14 protein-coding genes are annotated in these 15,585 nt (G+C 54.8%); 7 read left to right on the forward strand and 7 right to left on the reverse strand.

Annotation, left to right across the window (positions count from 1 at the left end; all coding sequences use genetic code 11):
* Window positions 1–33 precede the first annotated feature (33 nt).
* The gene (locus K5Y32_RS20505; protein ID WP_101763902.1) at window positions 34–1,347 is read left to right on the forward strand and encodes an NCS2 family permease; all 1,314 of its coding nucleotides are present in this window, start codon (window positions 34–36) and stop codon (window positions 1,345–1,347) included.
* 28 nt (window positions 1,348–1,375) lie between these two features.
* Here the strand turns inward: K5Y32_RS20505 and K5Y32_RS20510 are convergent, their stop codons facing one another.
* A complete protein-coding gene (locus K5Y32_RS20510; protein ID WP_222185622.1) occupies window positions 1,376–2,122 on the reverse strand; it encodes a 4'-phosphopantetheinyl transferase superfamily protein in 747 nt (248 codons plus the stop codon).
* Window positions 2,123–2,416: 294 nt separating this feature from the next.
* Here K5Y32_RS20510 and K5Y32_RS20515 point away from each other — a divergent pair, with 294 nt between their 5' ends.
* Window positions 2,417–2,926 carry a flavin reductase family protein gene (locus K5Y32_RS20515; protein WP_101763900.1) on the forward strand — a complete coding sequence of 170 codons (510 nt, stop codon included), beginning with the start codon at window positions 2,417–2,419 and terminating at the stop codon, window positions 2,924–2,926.
* Window positions 2,927–2,972: 46 nt separating this feature from the next.
* Here the strand turns inward: K5Y32_RS20515 and K5Y32_RS20520 are convergent, their stop codons facing one another.
* The 6 genes from K5Y32_RS20520 to rpmH form a co-directional block, all read right to left on the reverse strand.
* Window positions 2,973–3,563 carry a malonic semialdehyde reductase gene (locus K5Y32_RS20520; RefSeq protein ID WP_222185623.1) on the reverse strand — a complete coding sequence of 197 codons (591 nt, stop codon included), beginning with the start codon at window positions 3,561–3,563 and terminating at the stop codon, window positions 2,973–2,975.
* A 192-nt stretch (window positions 3,564–3,755) separates the two neighbouring features.
* Window positions 3,756–5,120, reverse strand: coding sequence for a tRNA uridine-5-carboxymethylaminomethyl(34) synthesis GTPase MnmE (gene mnmE, locus K5Y32_RS20525; RefSeq protein ID WP_222185624.1), 1,365 nt, complete (start codon window positions 5,118–5,120; stop codon window positions 3,756–3,758).
* 96 nt (window positions 5,121–5,216) lie between these two features.
* On the reverse strand, window positions 5,217–6,863 hold the full coding sequence (yidC, locus tag K5Y32_RS20530) for a membrane protein insertase YidC (RefSeq protein ID WP_101763898.1): 1,647 nt from the start codon (window positions 6,861–6,863) through the stop codon (window positions 5,217–5,219).
* 2 nt (window positions 6,864–6,865) lie between these two features.
* Window positions 6,866–7,123, reverse strand: a complete 258-nt coding sequence (gene yidD / locus K5Y32_RS20535; protein ID WP_007893564.1) for a membrane protein insertion efficiency factor YidD — start codon at window positions 7,121–7,123, stop codon at window positions 6,866–6,868.
* On the reverse strand, window positions 7,087–7,446 hold the full coding sequence (gene rnpA / locus K5Y32_RS20540) for a ribonuclease P protein component (RefSeq protein ID WP_036648555.1): 360 nt from the start codon (window positions 7,444–7,446) through the stop codon (window positions 7,087–7,089). The genes yidD and rnpA overlap by 37 nt, the downstream gene beginning before the upstream one ends.
* 14 nt (window positions 7,447–7,460) lie before the next feature.
* Window positions 7,461–7,601: a 50S ribosomal protein L34 gene (gene rpmH / locus K5Y32_RS20545; RefSeq protein ID WP_003849659.1), complete on the reverse strand. Its 141-nt coding sequence runs from the start codon at window positions 7,599–7,601 to the stop codon at window positions 7,461–7,463.
* 602 nt (window positions 7,602–8,203) lie between these two features.
* On the opposite strand from rpmH, the gene dnaA reads away from it, so the two are divergent.
* The 5 genes from dnaA to yidA all read left to right on the forward strand — a co-directional run bounded on the left by dnaA (window position 8,204) and on the right by yidA (window position 15,366).
* Window positions 8,204–9,604: a chromosomal replication initiator protein DnaA gene (gene dnaA, locus K5Y32_RS20550; protein ID WP_101763897.1), complete on the forward strand. Its 1,401-nt coding sequence runs from the start codon at window positions 8,204–8,206 to the stop codon at window positions 9,602–9,604.
* A 5-nt stretch (window positions 9,605–9,609) separates the two neighbouring features.
* Window positions 9,610–10,710, forward strand: a complete 1,101-nt coding sequence (gene dnaN / locus K5Y32_RS20555; RefSeq protein ID WP_222185625.1) for a DNA polymerase III subunit beta — start codon at window positions 9,610–9,612, stop codon at window positions 10,708–10,710.
* Window positions 10,711–10,877: 167 nt separating this feature from the next.
* Window positions 10,878–11,963, forward strand: coding sequence for a DNA replication/repair protein RecF (gene recF, locus K5Y32_RS20560; protein WP_222185626.1), 1,086 nt, complete (start codon window positions 10,878–10,880; stop codon window positions 11,961–11,963).
* Window positions 11,964–11,980: 17 nt separating this feature from the next.
* Window positions 11,981–14,386, forward strand: coding sequence for a DNA topoisomerase (ATP-hydrolyzing) subunit B (gene gyrB, locus K5Y32_RS20565; protein ID WP_101763895.1), 2,406 nt, complete (start codon window positions 11,981–11,983; stop codon window positions 14,384–14,386).
* Window positions 14,387–14,556: 170 nt separating this feature from the next.
* Window positions 14,557–15,366, forward strand: a complete 810-nt coding sequence (gene yidA / locus K5Y32_RS20570; protein ID WP_222185627.1) for a sugar-phosphatase — start codon at window positions 14,557–14,559, stop codon at window positions 15,364–15,366.
* Window positions 15,367–15,585 lie beyond the last annotated feature (219 nt).

Genomic DNA, 15,585 nt, shown 5'->3' on the forward strand with positions numbered 1-15,585 from the left:
ACGCGGCGATAAATTTTTTAGCGGAACAGTGGAATGACTAATCAGGGCCTTTTGCAGCGCATCTTCAAACTGCAGGAACACGGAACCACCGTGCGTACCGAAGTGATTGCCGGTTGCACGACTTTCCTGACGATGGTGTACATCGTTTTCGTTAACCCGCAAATTCTCGGTGTAGCGGGCATGGATACGCAGGCAGTATTTGTTACTACCTGCTTGATTGCCGCGTTCGGCAGTATTCTGATGGGGCTGGTGGCGAATCTGCCGGTAGCTCTGGCACCGGCGATGGGCCTGAACGCCTTCTTCGCCTTTGTGGTGGTCGGGGCCATGGGATACTCGTGGCAGATTGGTATGGGCGCGATTTTCTGGGGCGCGCTGGGTCTGCTGATCCTCACGCTGCTGCGCGTGCGTTACTGGATGATTGCCAACATTCCGCTCAGCCTGCGTGTTGGCATCACCGCTGGTATTGGTCTGTTTATCGCCATGATGGGGCTGAAAAACGCCGGAATTATCGTGCCAAACGCCGATACCATTGTGGCTGTGGGTAATCTGACCTCGCACAGCGTGCTGCTTGGGGCGCTGGGTTTCTTCATCATCGCAATTCTGGCTTCCCGCAATATCCATGCGGCGGTGCTGGTGTCGATTGTGGTGACGACCGCGCTGGGCTTGATCATTGGCGATGTGAAATTCAGCGGCGTGTTCGCCGCTCCGCCAGCGATCACTTCTGTTGTGGGCCAGGTTGATATCAAAGGCGCGTTCAACATCGGCATGGCCGGGGTGATCTTCTCCTTTATGCTGGTGAATCTGTTCGATTCCTCCGGCACGCTGATTGGCGTGACCGATAAAGCCGGGCTGACTGACGAGAAAGGCACTTTCCCGCGCATGAAGCAGGCGCTGTACGTTGATAGCATCAGTTCGGTGACCGGTTCGCTGATTGGTACCTCATCGGTAACCGCCTACATTGAAAGTTCGTCCGGCGTGGCGATCGGCGGTCGTACCGGCCTGATGGCGGTGATCACCGGGATTCTGTTCCTGCTGGTGATGTTCCTGTCACCGCTGGCGGCGATGGTGCCCTCTTATGCGGCGGCGGGTGCGCTGATTTACGTTGGCGTATTGATGACGGCGTCGCTGTCACGCGTGCAGTGGGACGATCTCACCGAAGCGGTGCCAGCGTTTGTTACTGCGGCGATGATGCCGTTCAGCTTCTCGATCACCGAAGGTATCGCGCTGGGCTTTATCTCTTACTGCGTGATGAAGTTGGGAACCGGCCGCTGGCGTGAAATCAGCCCGTGCGTGGTGGTGGTCGCGCTACTGTTCGTGCTGAAAATCGTCTTTATCGATGCCCACTAAACAGTAAAGGCCGCTGATGCGGCCTTTTTTACGGATGTCCCATCTCATGCGGCGTGACCAAACTGGTCAGGCGCAGCGTATGCGGCCCGATATTGGGTTTACTCATCTCGACATCGCGCAGCGCTTGCCACTGCTGCGCGCCATCAATCTCCCACAGATGTAAGCGTTCGGTGCCGGGCGACAGCGCGCATGACCACACCAGCGTGGGCTCAGCATCACACACCGCCTGAATATCGGGGAACACGGTGGAACGCAGCCGACCGGCCGCAGGATGCAAACGCAGTGAATCAATACCGCTATCGGTTTCGCCGGTGAGCTTGAGAATGCTTTGGCGCAGCGTCCAGATTTGCGTCAGCGCTTCCATGAAATCCTGCTGCGCGTTAATCCATGCTTTTTCGCCGGAGGAGAGATCCTGTGTCAGCATATCCTGTGTTTGGCGACTGTGTGCGCGCACAATTTCCATATCCAGTCCGGCGCGGCCGCCTTCTTCGGCCAGCAGCACACCGATAGTGTTTCCGGCGTAGGAGATGCTGAAATCGGGCAGGTTGGCATCGGCAAAACAGGGACGTCCGCTGCTGGTGGTCGTCAGCGCGGGAAGTTCGCGGATACCGTAGACGCGTAACATCAGCTGAGCCAGCAGTTCGCGTGCGGCGAGAAAGCGTCCGCGACGCTTGTCAGCGAAGCGCTGAGCGCTGTTGATTACTTCTTGTGGCACCCGCATGTTCTCAGAAGAAAAGGGCGGATTACCTATCCAACGTACAAAATGACTAGCCATCTGTCGCTCCATGAAAATGGTCGAATAATCATCAGTGCTATTGTAAGAATTTTCTCATGGGTTTGCATCCGGCTTAAGATGGAATAGGCGATATTTCAGATAAGGACGAAGCCATGCGGCAATCCCATTTGGCAACTTTTCATAGAACGCTTTTGCAGAAACCTGCCGGATTGAGTGCCTAACTGTGTGATGTGGTGTAGGATTTGGGCAGTAAAACAGCACATCAAAGTGCGCTAACTCTTCATTCATCTGCCCATTGTGCGCATTGTTAAAACAGGCACGTCGGAGTTTTTTATGTCAGATACCGCTATTTCTCGCCAGGAATCGATCTCGCTTGATGAGTTTCGTCACGGCATGCGTCGCTTAACCGCGGGTGTTTCTCTGGTTACCACCGAATTTCAGGGCGAAAAGCTTGGGCTGATTGCCACGTCGGTCAGTTCGCTGGCGGCTGAGCCACCCAGCCTGCTGGTGTGCGTGAATCGTAGCGCGTCCAGTCATGATGCTTTTATCGCAGCCGGCCATTTTGCCGTGAACGTGCTGCGTGAGCAGCATGACGACTTATGTGCCCAGTTCAGCCAATCCTCACGCCGCGCCGAGCGTTTTCAAAACGGTACGTGGCAGACGCTGAATACCGGCGCGCCGATTCTGGCTGATGCGCTGGTGAGTTTTGATTGCCAGCTGGAGAAGGTAGTGGAGTGGAACACGCACAGCGTGCTGCTGGCGCGTATCGTGGGCATTGCTCTGCCAGGTGAAGCGGCAGAGCCGATGATCTACTTCAACAGCGGCTTCCATTCACTGGGATAACCGCTTGAAACGGGCGTCGTGGGCTAAGCCCGACGCCTTTTCTCAATCAGGCAAAGGTGCTGGCTTCATCAAAGCCGAGACGTGGCAGACGCGCGTGCAGTTTGCTGGCTTCGCCATAGCCGAGATTGATCAGTAAGTTCACCTGCCATTTGCTCTCGCTAAAGAAGGCGTCGTTCACTTTTGTCGGATCGAAACCGGACATCGGGCCGGCATCCAGGCCCAGCGAACGCGCGGCCAGAATCAAATAACCTGCCTGCAAGCTGCTGTTACGGAACGCGGTCTCTTTCGCCAGATCCGGGCTGCTGGTAAACCAGCTGCGCGCATCACCATGCGGGAACAGCTTCGGCAGCGCTTCGTAGAATTCAGGATCCCACGCCACGATTACCGTTACCGGTGCGGCCATGGTTTTATCGACGTTGCCGGAGGAGAGCGCGGGTTTCAGCTTCTCTTTGCCTTCCTGCGAGGTCACAAACACAAAACGGCCCGGCGAGCAGTTAGCCGAGGTTGGGCCCAGCGCGGTCAGATGATAGAGCTGCTCCAGCACCTCACGAGAAACCGGTTTGTCCTGCCAATAGCTGTGGGTGCGGGCTTCAATGAACAGCGTGTTCAGCGCCACGCTGTCGAGCGTTGTACTCATGTTTCTCTCCTGTTCAGGCAGCAACTTGCGCCCAATATTTAGCATGAATAATGAATGTACCCAGCAGGACCTGTTCGCCGGGCAATGATCGTTATACTGCAAAGGCGTGGGAGAGCCAAATAACAAAGACGCATGTCTACCGGGCGCCAGATGCGCATGAATGCGCACCCGACATGAGAACGCCGCAGGCCATTACTTACCAATACAGAAACTGGAGAAGATTCTGCCCAGCAAATCGTCGGAGGTGAATTCACCGGTGATTTCGCTCAGCGCTTGCTGCGCTAAACGTAACTCTTCTGCCAGTAATTCGCCGGCCCACGCGCCTAACAGCTGATGCTTGCCCTGCTGCAAGTGCGTTGCGGCTAACTCCAGTGCTTGCAGATGGCGGCGGCGGGCGAGGAATCCGCCTTCCATATTGCCGGCAAATCCCATGCTCTGTTTCAGGTGATCGCGCAGCGCTTCCACACCTTCACCGGTGCGCGCCGAGAGACGAATCAGTGAGTGACCGTTCACTTCAGTGAGGCCCAGCACTTCGCCGGTCATATCCGCTTTGTTACGCACCACGGTAATTGGTAGCGCTTCCGGCAAACGGGCAACAAAATCTGGCCAGATGGCGGCGGCTTCAGTCGCGTCGGTGGTGGTGCCATCGACCATAAATAGCACGCGGTCGGCCTGCTCGATCTCCTGCCACGCGCGTTCAATACCAATGCGCTCGACTTCGTCGCTGGCTTCACGTAAACCGGCGGTATCGATGATGTGCAGCGGCATGCCGTCGATATGGATGTGCTCGCGCAGGACGTCGCGCGTGGTGCCAGCAATATCGGTGACAATCGCCGCTTCGCGCCCGGCTAAGGCATTCAGCAGGCTCGATTTTCCGGCATTAGGACGACCGGCAATCACCACTTTCATCCCTTCGCGCAGCAGGCTGCCCTGACGCGCTTCGGCACGCACGCCGTCGAGATCACCGATCACCACATTCAGCTGTGCTTCAATTTTGCCGTCGGAAAGGAAATCGATCTCCTCATCCGGGAAGTCGATGGCCGCTTCCACATAGATGCGCAGGTGAGTAAGTGCTTCCACAAGTGCATTGATGCGCAGGGAAAACGCGCCTTGCAGCGAGTTCACCGCCGAGCGGGCGGCTTGCTCTGAGCTGGCATCGATCAGATCGGCAATCGCTTCGGCTTGCGCCAAATCGAGCTTGTCGTTAAGGAAGGCGCGTTCGGAGAATTCACCTGGTTGCGCAATGCGTAAGCCGGGCAGCGCCACGATGCGCTTAAGCAGCAGGTCGAGAATCACCGGGCCGCCGTGGCCTTGCAGCTCCAGCACATCTTCACCGGTGAAGGAGTTCGGGCCAGGAAACCACAGCGCAATGCCTTGATCGAGCACGCTGCCATCGGCATCGGTAAAGGGCAGATAGTCGGCATAGCGCGGTTTTGGCAGCTTGCCGAGCACGGCTTGCGCCACCTCAGCGGCTTTGGTGCCAGAGATACGCAGAATGCCAACGCCGCCACGGCCGGGAGGCGTCGCCTGGGCAACGATAGTGTCGCTGTGGCTCATGATTCCACCTTAAACTTTTAGGGTATTAATAAATAAAAATAGGGCGACATAAATGTCGCCCTTTGATTATACGCTGCTGCTGGTTGCAGTCAGGCGTTATGCTTTCTTCTTGTCGCGGCTATGCAGACCACGTTTTTCCAGGCCGCGATAAATCAGCTGCTGCTGGAGAATGGTCACCAGGTTGCTGACGATGTAGTACAGCACCAGACCTGATGGGAACCACAGGAAGAACACGGTAAAGATCACCGGCATGTAGGTCATGATCTTCTGCTGCATCGGATCGGTCACGGTGGTCGGTGACATCTTCTGAATGAAGAACATGGTGATACCCATGATGATCGGCAGAATGTAGTACGGATCCTGCGCTGACAGGTCATGAATCCACAGAATAAACGGCGCATGACGCAGTTCAACCGAGCCTGACAGCATGTAGTACAAGGCCAGGAAGATTGGCATCTGGATAACCAGTGGCAGACAGCCGCCCAGCGGATTCACTTTCTCCGCTTTATACAGCGCCATCATTTCCTGGCTCTGTTTCTGCTTATCATCGCCCAGACGTTCACGCATCGCCTGAATCTTTGGCTGCAGCATACGCATCTTCGCCATCGAGGTGTACTGCGCTTTGGTCAGCGGGTACATGATGCCACGCACGATGAAGGTGATAACGATAATGGAGAAGCCCCAGTTACCGATAAAGCTGTGGATGAACTTCAGCAGCTTAAACAGCGGCTGCGAGATGAACCACAACCATCCGTAATCCACGGTCAGATCCAGGTGAGGCGCGATGGCTGCCATCTGGTCCTGAATTTCCGGGCCTACCCACAGCGTTGCGCCGAGATCTTGCTGTGCGCCTGCGCCAACGGTCACAGGAGCAGATTTGTAGCCAATTGCCGCTACGCCATTGCCGAGGTTAGTGGTGTACAGCGTGTTATTACCCTGCGTGCGCGGCACCCAGGCGGTAGCAAAGTACTGCTGCAGCATCGCCACCCAACCATTGCTGGTGGTGGTGTTCAGGTTCTCGTTATCCGCGATGGTGTCGAATTTATATTTTTCGTATTTCGCATCGCTGGTTGAGTACGCTGCGCCACGGAAGGTGTGCAGAGCAAAGTTGTTGCTGCCGGTATCGCGGTGCTTAGGCACCTCGATGGTCTGCTTCAACTGACCAAACATCGACACTTCCAGCGGCTGCTGAGTGGTGTTGTTGATGTTGTAGTCAACGTTTACCGCATACTCACCGCGCTTGAAGACGAAAGTCTTGGTGTAAACCACGCCGTTTTCACCGGTCCAGGTCAACGGTACGCGCAGTTCGCTCTGGCCATCTGCCATCACGAAGCTATCTTGCGAAGTGGTATACAGCGGACGTGCGCCATTGTTCGGATTATCCGGGCCGTTGCGGCCAGTTAAGCCACTCTGCGCCTGATAAACGAAGGCCGGTGTAGTTTCAAGCAGCTGGAACGGTGCATCTGAACCCAGTTTGTCCGGGTAAGTCAGCAGCTGAGCCTGCTCAATATCGCCACCACGCGTATTGATGTTGAGTGACAGGACATCTGTCTTAACGGTGATCGTTTTGCCCTGTCCGCTAGCCGGCACGCCGGAAGTGGCGGCATCACCCGCTGCGCTGTTTGTGTTTTGCGTGGTCTGGGTCTGCTGTGGCTGCGGAGCGTGGTCCGTCTGCCAGGCTTGCCAGATCATAAAAGACACGAACAGAAAAGCGATGAGAAAGAGATTGCGTTGCGAATCCATCGTTAATGTTCTCTGGTATCAAAGGTTTTTGGCGGCACAGGATCGTCACCACCCGGGTTCAAAGGGTGGCATTTTAATACGCGTTTTATCGTCAACCAACTGCCTTTTACAACGCCAAAGCGGCGCAAGGCCTCAATCCCATACTGCGAACAGGTGGGATGGAACCGGCAATGAGGTCCCAGCAGTGGGCTGATGGCGCGTTGATAAACGCGTATCAGGGCAATCAGGAGCCGCGAGCCAGGCGACAGTGACGACGCCATAGTTTCTCCAACGCTTCCGTCAGCGCACGGTTATCCAGGTCAGCAATCCCTTTTTTAGCCACGATCACAAAATCCATTGCAGGGAGCTCATGTTGACGCAGACGAAAGCTTTCGCGGGTCAATCGCTTGATCCGGTTGCGTTCATGGGCGCGTTTTACATGTTTTTTTGCGACGGTGAGACCGATGCGGGGATGCCCCAGCGCGTTAAGTCGGCCGAGTATGGTGATTTGCGGCGTACCGGCTCGTTGTGGCTGCTGGAAGACGAAAGTGAAATGAGTGGGAGTTAACAAACGTAACTCCCTGGGAAATGCGAGCTTAACCACGAGGGTTAGCTTTATTACTTAGAAACGGTCAGACGAGAACGGCCTTTAGCACGACGACGTGCCAGAACCTGACGACCATTTTTTGTTGCCATACGAGCACGGAAACCGTGTGAACGGTTGCGCTTCAGTACGGACGGTTGAAAAGTGCGTTTCATGGCGATTTCTACCTAAACTTGAAAATTTTCACTGGGTGACGCGTTTTCGGGCCAGTAAATCGACCAACGCCTCAATGTGTCTTTAATAAAGAGGCGGGATTGTAATAATTGTACAGTCCAGAGTCAATTCACTTCGCTGGTCGCGGCACCTGGAAACCCAGATACAGCCCGCTGATTCCGGGCATCAAGGCTTCACGCAATAATGCCGGGTGGGGAATTATACGGGCTATGGGTTAAAGCGCAAGGATCGCGCAGGATCTTCTTGCGATCAGTTTGCAGATTTGCTGCGCGGAAACGAGAGCTTGCCAGAAAAATTAACGCTTTCAGCCACATTAACGCTGGCTTTTTTCGCAGAAAGCGTAAACTCATTATCGCTTCAGTAGCCTGTGGATAAATTGGATCAAAACTGTGTAGAAAGGGAAGATCTCTGTGCAGCTTTACGTTATGATCCGCCCTTCCGCTGACGATCCTCGCTGCGATCGCCGGGGAAGACTACCGCGAATAGCGGTCGCAGGCGCTTTCCAACCGTCTGTGTCTAAAAATTACGTTTCTATTTATTAGCGCCTAAAATTCTTATCGATTTTGTACGAGTGGAGTCCGCCGTGTCACTTACGCTTTGGCAACAGTGTCTTGCCCGTTTGCAGGATGAGCTTCCTGCCACCGAATTCAGCATGTGGATTCGTCCGCTGCAAGCTGAATTAAACGACAATACGCTGACCTTGTATGCACCAAATCGGTTTGTACTCGACTGGGTTAGAGATAAATATCTCAATAGTATCAATGGTCTGCTGAATGAATTCTGCGGTGCAAATGTGCCGTTACTGCGTTTCGAAGTCGGTACGCGCCCTGCAGCACAGGTCACCACTAACCAACCGGCTATGGCCAGTTACAATGCGCCCGCGCCGATCGAAAATCGTCCGGCACCCGCGCAAATTTTGCGTCCAAGTTGGGATTCCGTTCCCGCACCGGCCGATGTGACTTACCGCTCCAATGTGAATAACCGTCATAACTTCGACAACTTCGTCGAAGGTAAATCGAACCAGCTGGCGCGCGCGGCGGCACGTCAGGTGGCGGATAATCCTGGCGGCGCTTATAACCCACTGTTCCTTTATGGCGGCACCGGCCTGGGTAAAACTCACCTGTTGCACGCGGTGGGTAACGGCATTATTGCGCGCAAGCCCAATGCCAAAGTGGTGTACATGCACTCTGAGCGTTTTGTGCAGGACATGGTTAAAGCCTTGCAGAACAACGCCATTGAAGAGTTTAAGCGTTACTACCGCTCGGTTGATGCGCTGCTGATCGATGACATTCAATTCTTTGCTAATAAAGAGCGCTCGCAGGAAGAGTTCTTCCATACCTTCAACGCGCTGCTGGAAGGCAATCAACAGATCATCCTGACCTCGGATCGCTATCCAAAAGAGATCAACGGCGTAGAAGATCGCCTGAAATCACGTTTTGGTTGGGGATTAACGGTGGCGATCGAGCCGCCTGAACTGGAAACGCGTGTCGCGATCCTGATGAAGAAAGCCGATGAAAACGATATTCGCCTGCCGGGTGAAGTCGCCTTCTTTATTGCTAAGCGTTTGCGTTCTAATGTCCGCGAGCTGGAAGGCGCGCTGAACCGCGTGATTGCCAACGCGAACTTTACCGGTCGCGCGATTACCATCGATTTCGTGCGCGAAGCGCTGCGCGATCTGCTGGCGCTGCAGGAAAAGCTGGTCACCATCGATAATATTCAGAAAACGGTGGCCGAGTATTACAAAATTAAAGTGGCGGATTTGCTGTCGAAACGCCGTTCGCGTTCGGTAGCGCGTCCGCGCCAGATGGCGATGGCGATGGCGAAAGAGCTCACCAATCACAGCTTGCCGGAGATTGGCGATGCGTTTGGTGGTCGCGACCATACCACCGTGCTTCACGCTTGCCGTAAAATCGAGCAGCTGCGTGAAGAGAGCCACGACATTAAAGAAGATTTCTCTAACCTCATTCGAACACTATCTTCCTGACGCATATGAAATTTATTGTAGAACGTGAGCAGTTACTGAAGCCATTGCAACAGGTTAGCGGTCCACTTGGCGGACGCCCGACGCTGCCGATCCTGGGAAATTTACTGCTGCAGGTTAGCGAAGGCTCGCTGCGCTTGACCGGTACCGATCTGGAAATGGAAATGGTAGCCCGTGTTGCGCTGACGCAGCCACACGAGTCGGGCGCCACCACGGTTCCCGCGCGTAAATTCCTCGATATTTGCCGCGGTTTGCCGGAAGGCGCTGAGATCAGCCTGACGCTGGAAGGCGACAGAATGCTGGTGCGTTCTGGCCGCAGCCGTTTCTCGCTGTCAACGCTGCCCGCCAGCGACTTCCCGAATCTGGATGACTGGCAGAGCGAGGTGGAATTCACCTTGCCGCAGGCGACGCTGAAACGTCTGATTGAAGCCACGCAGTTCTCAATGGCGCATCAGGATGTGCGTTATTACCTCAACGGTATGCTGTTCGAAACCGAAGGCGAAGAGTTGCGTACCGTCGCTACCGATGGTCACCGCCTTGCCGTATGCTCCATGCCGATTGGTCAGGCGCTGCCAAACCATTCGGTGATCGTGCCGCGTAAAGGGGTGATTGAGTTGATGCGTTTGCTCGACGGTGGCGAAACGCCGCTGCAGGTGCAAATCGGCAGCAGCAATATCCGCGCACACGTTGGTGACTTCATCTTTACGTCGAAGCTGGTTGATGGCCGTTTCCCGGATTATCGCCGCGTATTGCCGAAGAATCCCGACAAAGCGCTGGAAGCTGGCTGTGATATTTTAAAACAGGCGTTTGCGCGTGCGGCGATTCTCTCGAATGAGAAATTCCGCGGTGTTCGCATCTATATCACCGAAAATCAGCTTAAAATCACGGCGAATAACCCAGAGCAGGAAGAAGCGGAAGAGATGCTGGATGTCTCTTACAACGGCACCGATCTGGAGATTGGCTTCAACGTCAGCTACGTGCTGGATGTGTTGAATGCGCTCAAGTGCGAGAACGTGCGTTTGCTGCTGACCGATGGCGTATCGAGCGTGCAGATTGAGGATGTGGCCAGTCCGGCTGCAGCCTACGTCGTGATGCCAATGCGTTTATAAATATCGGCCTGGCTTACTTGCCATTCTGGTCCCGGGCAGTGCTCGCCCTTGGTCACATACTTCAGTATGCTCCCAAGTTCTGCGCGCTGGCCGTAACCAGACTGGCTGCGCCGCCGACGGCCTGGATCTCAAATGTTAGGTAAAATCCCCTTCTCGCTGGATTCGTTATGGCTTTAACCCGCCTCCTGATTAAAGATTTTCGCAACATCGAGCAGGCCGATCTGGCTTTGGCGCCGGGGTTTAATTTCCTTGTCGGTGCCAACGGCAGCGGTAAAACCAGCGTGCTGGAGGCGATTTACACGTTGGGGCACGGTCGCGCATTTCGCAGTTTGCAAGCGGGCCGTGTGATTCGTCACGATCAGGACGCCTTTGTGCTGCACGGCCGCATTGAAGGCAGCGAACGTGAAATGTCGGTCGGTCTGACCAAGAATCGCGCTGGCGACAGCAAAGTGCGTATTGATGGCAGCGATGGTCACAAAGTCGCCGAGTTGGCGCAGCTGCTGCCGATGCAGCTGATTACGCCGGAAGGATTTACCCTGCTCAATGGCGGTCCAAAATATCGTCGTGCCTACATCGATTGGGGCTGCTTTCACGCCTCGCCTGGTTTTTTCCATGCCTGGAGCAATTTGCGTCGCCTGCTGAAACAGCGCAATGCGGCGCTGCGTCAGGTTTCGCGCTACAGCCAGATTCGTCCATGGGATCAGGAACTGGTGCCGCTGGCCGAACAGATCAGCGCCTGGCGCGCTGAATACAGCGCGGCGATTTCCCGCGAGATCATCGCCACCTGCGGCCAGTTTTTACCGGAGTTTGAGTTGGCGTTCTCTTTCCAGCGCGGCTGGGATAAAGAGAGCGACTACGCCGAACTGCTGGAACGCAATTTCGAGCGCGACCGCGCGCTCACCTACACCGCCAGCGGCCCGCACAAAGCCGATTTTCGCATTCGTGCCGAGGGCACGCCGGTGGAAGATTTACTCTCACGCGGCCAGTTAAAACTGCTGATGTGTGCGCTGCGCTTAGCGCAGGGCGAATACCTGACGCGCAGCAGCGGAAGACGCTGTTTGTATTTGATTGATGACTTTGCCTCAGAGCTGGATGACACCCGTCGTCGGCTGTTAGCTGAACGCCTAAAAGCCACGCAGGCTCAAGTATTTGTCAGCGCCATTGGTGTCGAGCATGTAATCGACATGAGTGATGAAAAGGGCAAGATGTTCCGCGTGGAACAGGGTAAAATAGTGGTTCAACCTGAAGATTAAATGAGCGAGAAACGTTGATGTCGAATTCTTATGACTCCTCAAGTATCAAAGTCCTGAAAGGGCTTGATGCGGTACGCAAACGCCCGGGTATGTACATCGGCGATACGGATGACGGCACCGGTCTGCATCACATGGTATTCGAAGTCGTGGATAACGCAATCGACGAAGCGCTCGCCGGTCACTGTAGTGATATTACCGTTACTATTCATGCAGATAACTCTGTCTCAGTGCAAGATGATGGCCGTGGTATTCCTACCGGCATTCACCCGGAAGAGGGCGTCTCTGCTGCTGAAGTGATCATGACCGTCCTGCACGCAGGCGGTAAATTTGATGATAACTCGTATAAAGTTTCCGGTGGTCTGCACGGCGTTGGCGTTTCTGTCGTAAACGCCCTGTCGCAGAAGCTGGAGCTGACCATTCGCCGTGAAGGCAAAGTGCATCAGCAGGTTTATCAGCACGGCGTGCCGCAGGCACCGCTGGCGGTTTCCGGTGATACCGATGCAACCGGTACCCGCGTGCGTTTCTGGCCGAGCTATGAAACCTTCACCAATGTGATTGAGTTTGAGTACGAAATCCTGGCGAAACGCCTGCGTGAACTGTCGTTCCTGAACTCGGGTGTCTCGATTCGTCTGGAAGACAAACGCGACGGCAAGAACGATCACTTCCACTACGAAGGCGGCATCAAGGCGTTCGTTGAGTATCTCAACAAGAACAAAACCCCGATTCACCCAACGGTGTTCTACTTCTCGACTGAGAAAGATGGCATTGGCGTGGAAGTGGCGCTGCAGTGGAACGATGGTTTCCAGGAAAACATCTACTGCTTCACCAACAACATTCCACAGCGTGACGGCGGTACGCACCTGGCGGGCTTCCGTGCGGCAATGACGCGTACGCTGAATGCCTACATGGATAAAGAGGGCTACAGCAAAAAAGCCAAAGTCAGCGCGACCGGTGACGATGCGCGTGAAGGCCTGATTGCTGTGGTTTCCGTGAAAGTGCCGGATCCGAAATTCTCTTCTCAGACCAAAGATAAGCTGGTCTCTTCAGAGGTGAAATCGGCGGTTGAGCAGCAGATGAACGAACTGCTGGCGGAATACCTGTTGGAAAATCCGTCTGACGCGAAAATCGTGGTCGGCAAAATTATCGATGCAGCGCGTGCGCGTGAAGCTGCCCGTCGTGCTCGTGAAATGACGCGCCGCAAAGGCGCGCTGGACTTGGCCGGTCTGCCGGGCAAACTGGCTGACTGTCAGGAGCGCGATCCGGCGCTGTCTGAAATCTACCTGGTGGAGGGTGACTCTGCAGGCGGATCAGCCAAACAGGGTCGTAACCGTAAGAATCAGGCGATTCTGCCGCTGAAGGGTAAAATCCTGAACGTGGAGAAAGCGCGTTTCGACAAGATGCTGGCTTCGCAGGAAGTAGCCACGCTGATCACCGCGCTGGGCTGTGGTATCGGTCGTGACGAATACAATCCGGACAAACTGCGTTATCACAGCATCATCATCATGACCGATGCGGACGTCGACGGCTCGCACATTCGTACGCTGCTGTTGACCTTCTTCTACCGTCAGATGCCTGAAATCGTCGAACGTGGTCACGTCTATATTGCGCAGCCGCCACTGTACAAAGTGAAGAAAGGCAAGCAAGAACAGTATATTAAAGACGACGAAGCGATGGATCAGTATCAGATTTCCATCGCCCTCGATGGCGCAACGCTGCACACCAACGCCAGCGCACCGGCGTTAGGCGGCCAGCCGCTGGAAACGCTGGTGGCGGATTTCAACGGCACGCAGCGCATGATCAAACGTATGGAGCGCCGTTTCCCTACGGCTCTGCTGCGCGGCCTGATCTACCATCCGACCTTAAGCGACCTCAGCGATGAAGCCGCTGTAAAAGGCTGGATCGACGGTTTAGTGGCGTATCTGACTGAGCGTGAAGCGCACGGCAGCAGCTATCTGGCCCATGTCCGCGCCAACCATGAGCAGAAGTTTGAACCGGTGCTGCGTGTGCGCACGCACGGCGTTGATACCGATTATCCGCTGGATAGCGAATTCATCGATGGACCGGAATACCGCAAAATCTGTGCGCTGGGCGAGCAGCTGCGCGGATTGATCGAAGAAGATGCCTATATCGAACGTGGCGAACGTCGTCAGCCGGTCACCAGCTTCGAGCAGGCGATTGAGTGGCTGGTGAAAGAGTCGCGTCGCGGTCTGTCAGTACAGCGTTATAAAGGTTTGGGTGAGATGAACCCAGAGCAGCTATGGGAAACCACCATGGATCCCGATAGCCGCCGCATGTTGCGCGTGACCATCAAGGATGCGATTGCTGCCGATCAGCTGTTCACCACCTTGATGGGCGATGCGGTAGAACCGCGCCGCGCCTTCATCGAAGAGAATGCGCTGAAAGCCGCCAACATCGATATCTGATCGACACGGCAACACGTAAAAACCCTTCCCTGGTGGAAGGGTTTTTTGTTTTCCGCCCGGCAAAACGCGCAAAGCCCGCTGCGGTAAAAAATCTGAATGGGGCGCGAAACTGGTCAATGTGAGCTGAATCGCGCTAGCATTGATCAAAACCCTGACTCAATGAGGACGTTATGGCTATAAAACTGGTTGCAATCGATATGGACGGCACGCTGCTCAATCCGCAGCACGAGATCACGCCTGCCGTTAAATCGGCCATTGAACGCGCGCATAAAAAAGGTGTGATGGTGGTGCTCACCACCGGCCGTCCGTTCGTCGGCATTCAGCGCTATCTGATGGAGCTGAATCTGGTTGATGAAGGCCAATATTGCATCAGCTATAACGGTGCGCTGGTGCATCGCGCTAATGATGGCGAGTGCGTCGCGGAAATCACCTTGGGTTTTGACGACTATCTGTATATCGAACAGCTGGCGCGCGATCTTGGTGTCCACTTCCAGGCCTTCGATAAATCTTTCCTCTATACGCCGAACAAAGACATCAGTGAGTTCACCATCCACGAAGCGAGCCTGACCGGCATTCCGGTGCGCTATCGTTCTGTGGAAGAGATGGATCGCGCCACGCGTTTCCCTAAGCTGATGATGATCGATAAGCCCGATCTGCTGGATTCTGCCATTCAGCGCTTGCCGCAGCAGGCGCGTGACAACTACACCATCCTCAAAAGCGCACCTTATTATCTCGAAATCCTCGATGCCCGCGTGAATAAAGGGCGAGGCGTGAAAATGCTGGCTGAGAAGCTCGGCCTGGCGCGTGAAGAGGTGATGGCGATTGGCGATCAGGAAAACGATCTGGCGATGATTGAGTATGCAGGAACCGGCGTAGCAATGGGCAATGCGATTGATTCCGTGAAGAAAATCGCGCAGTTCATCACCAAAACCAACATGGAACACGGCGTAGCGCACGCCATTGAAGAGCTGGTGCTGTAACCCTTCTTATTCTGCCTCCTGCTGTGATTGGGTCACCATAAATGGCGACCCTACAAATATGACGCTGTGTTTTGGCCGCCATAAATCTCACCAAGCCTTCGTAGGGTCGCCATTTATGGCGACCTTATCGCATTATGGCACATGACTTGTCTATTTTGTGATCCACATTGTAGTACAACTTATCAGGATGGTACTACAATCGACAGCGCAGCTCAGGGC

The organism is Pantoea sp. DY-15 (assembly GCF_019795935.1).
Classification (GTDB): Bacteria; Pseudomonadota; Gammaproteobacteria; order Enterobacterales; family Enterobacteriaceae; genus Pantoea; species Pantoea leporis.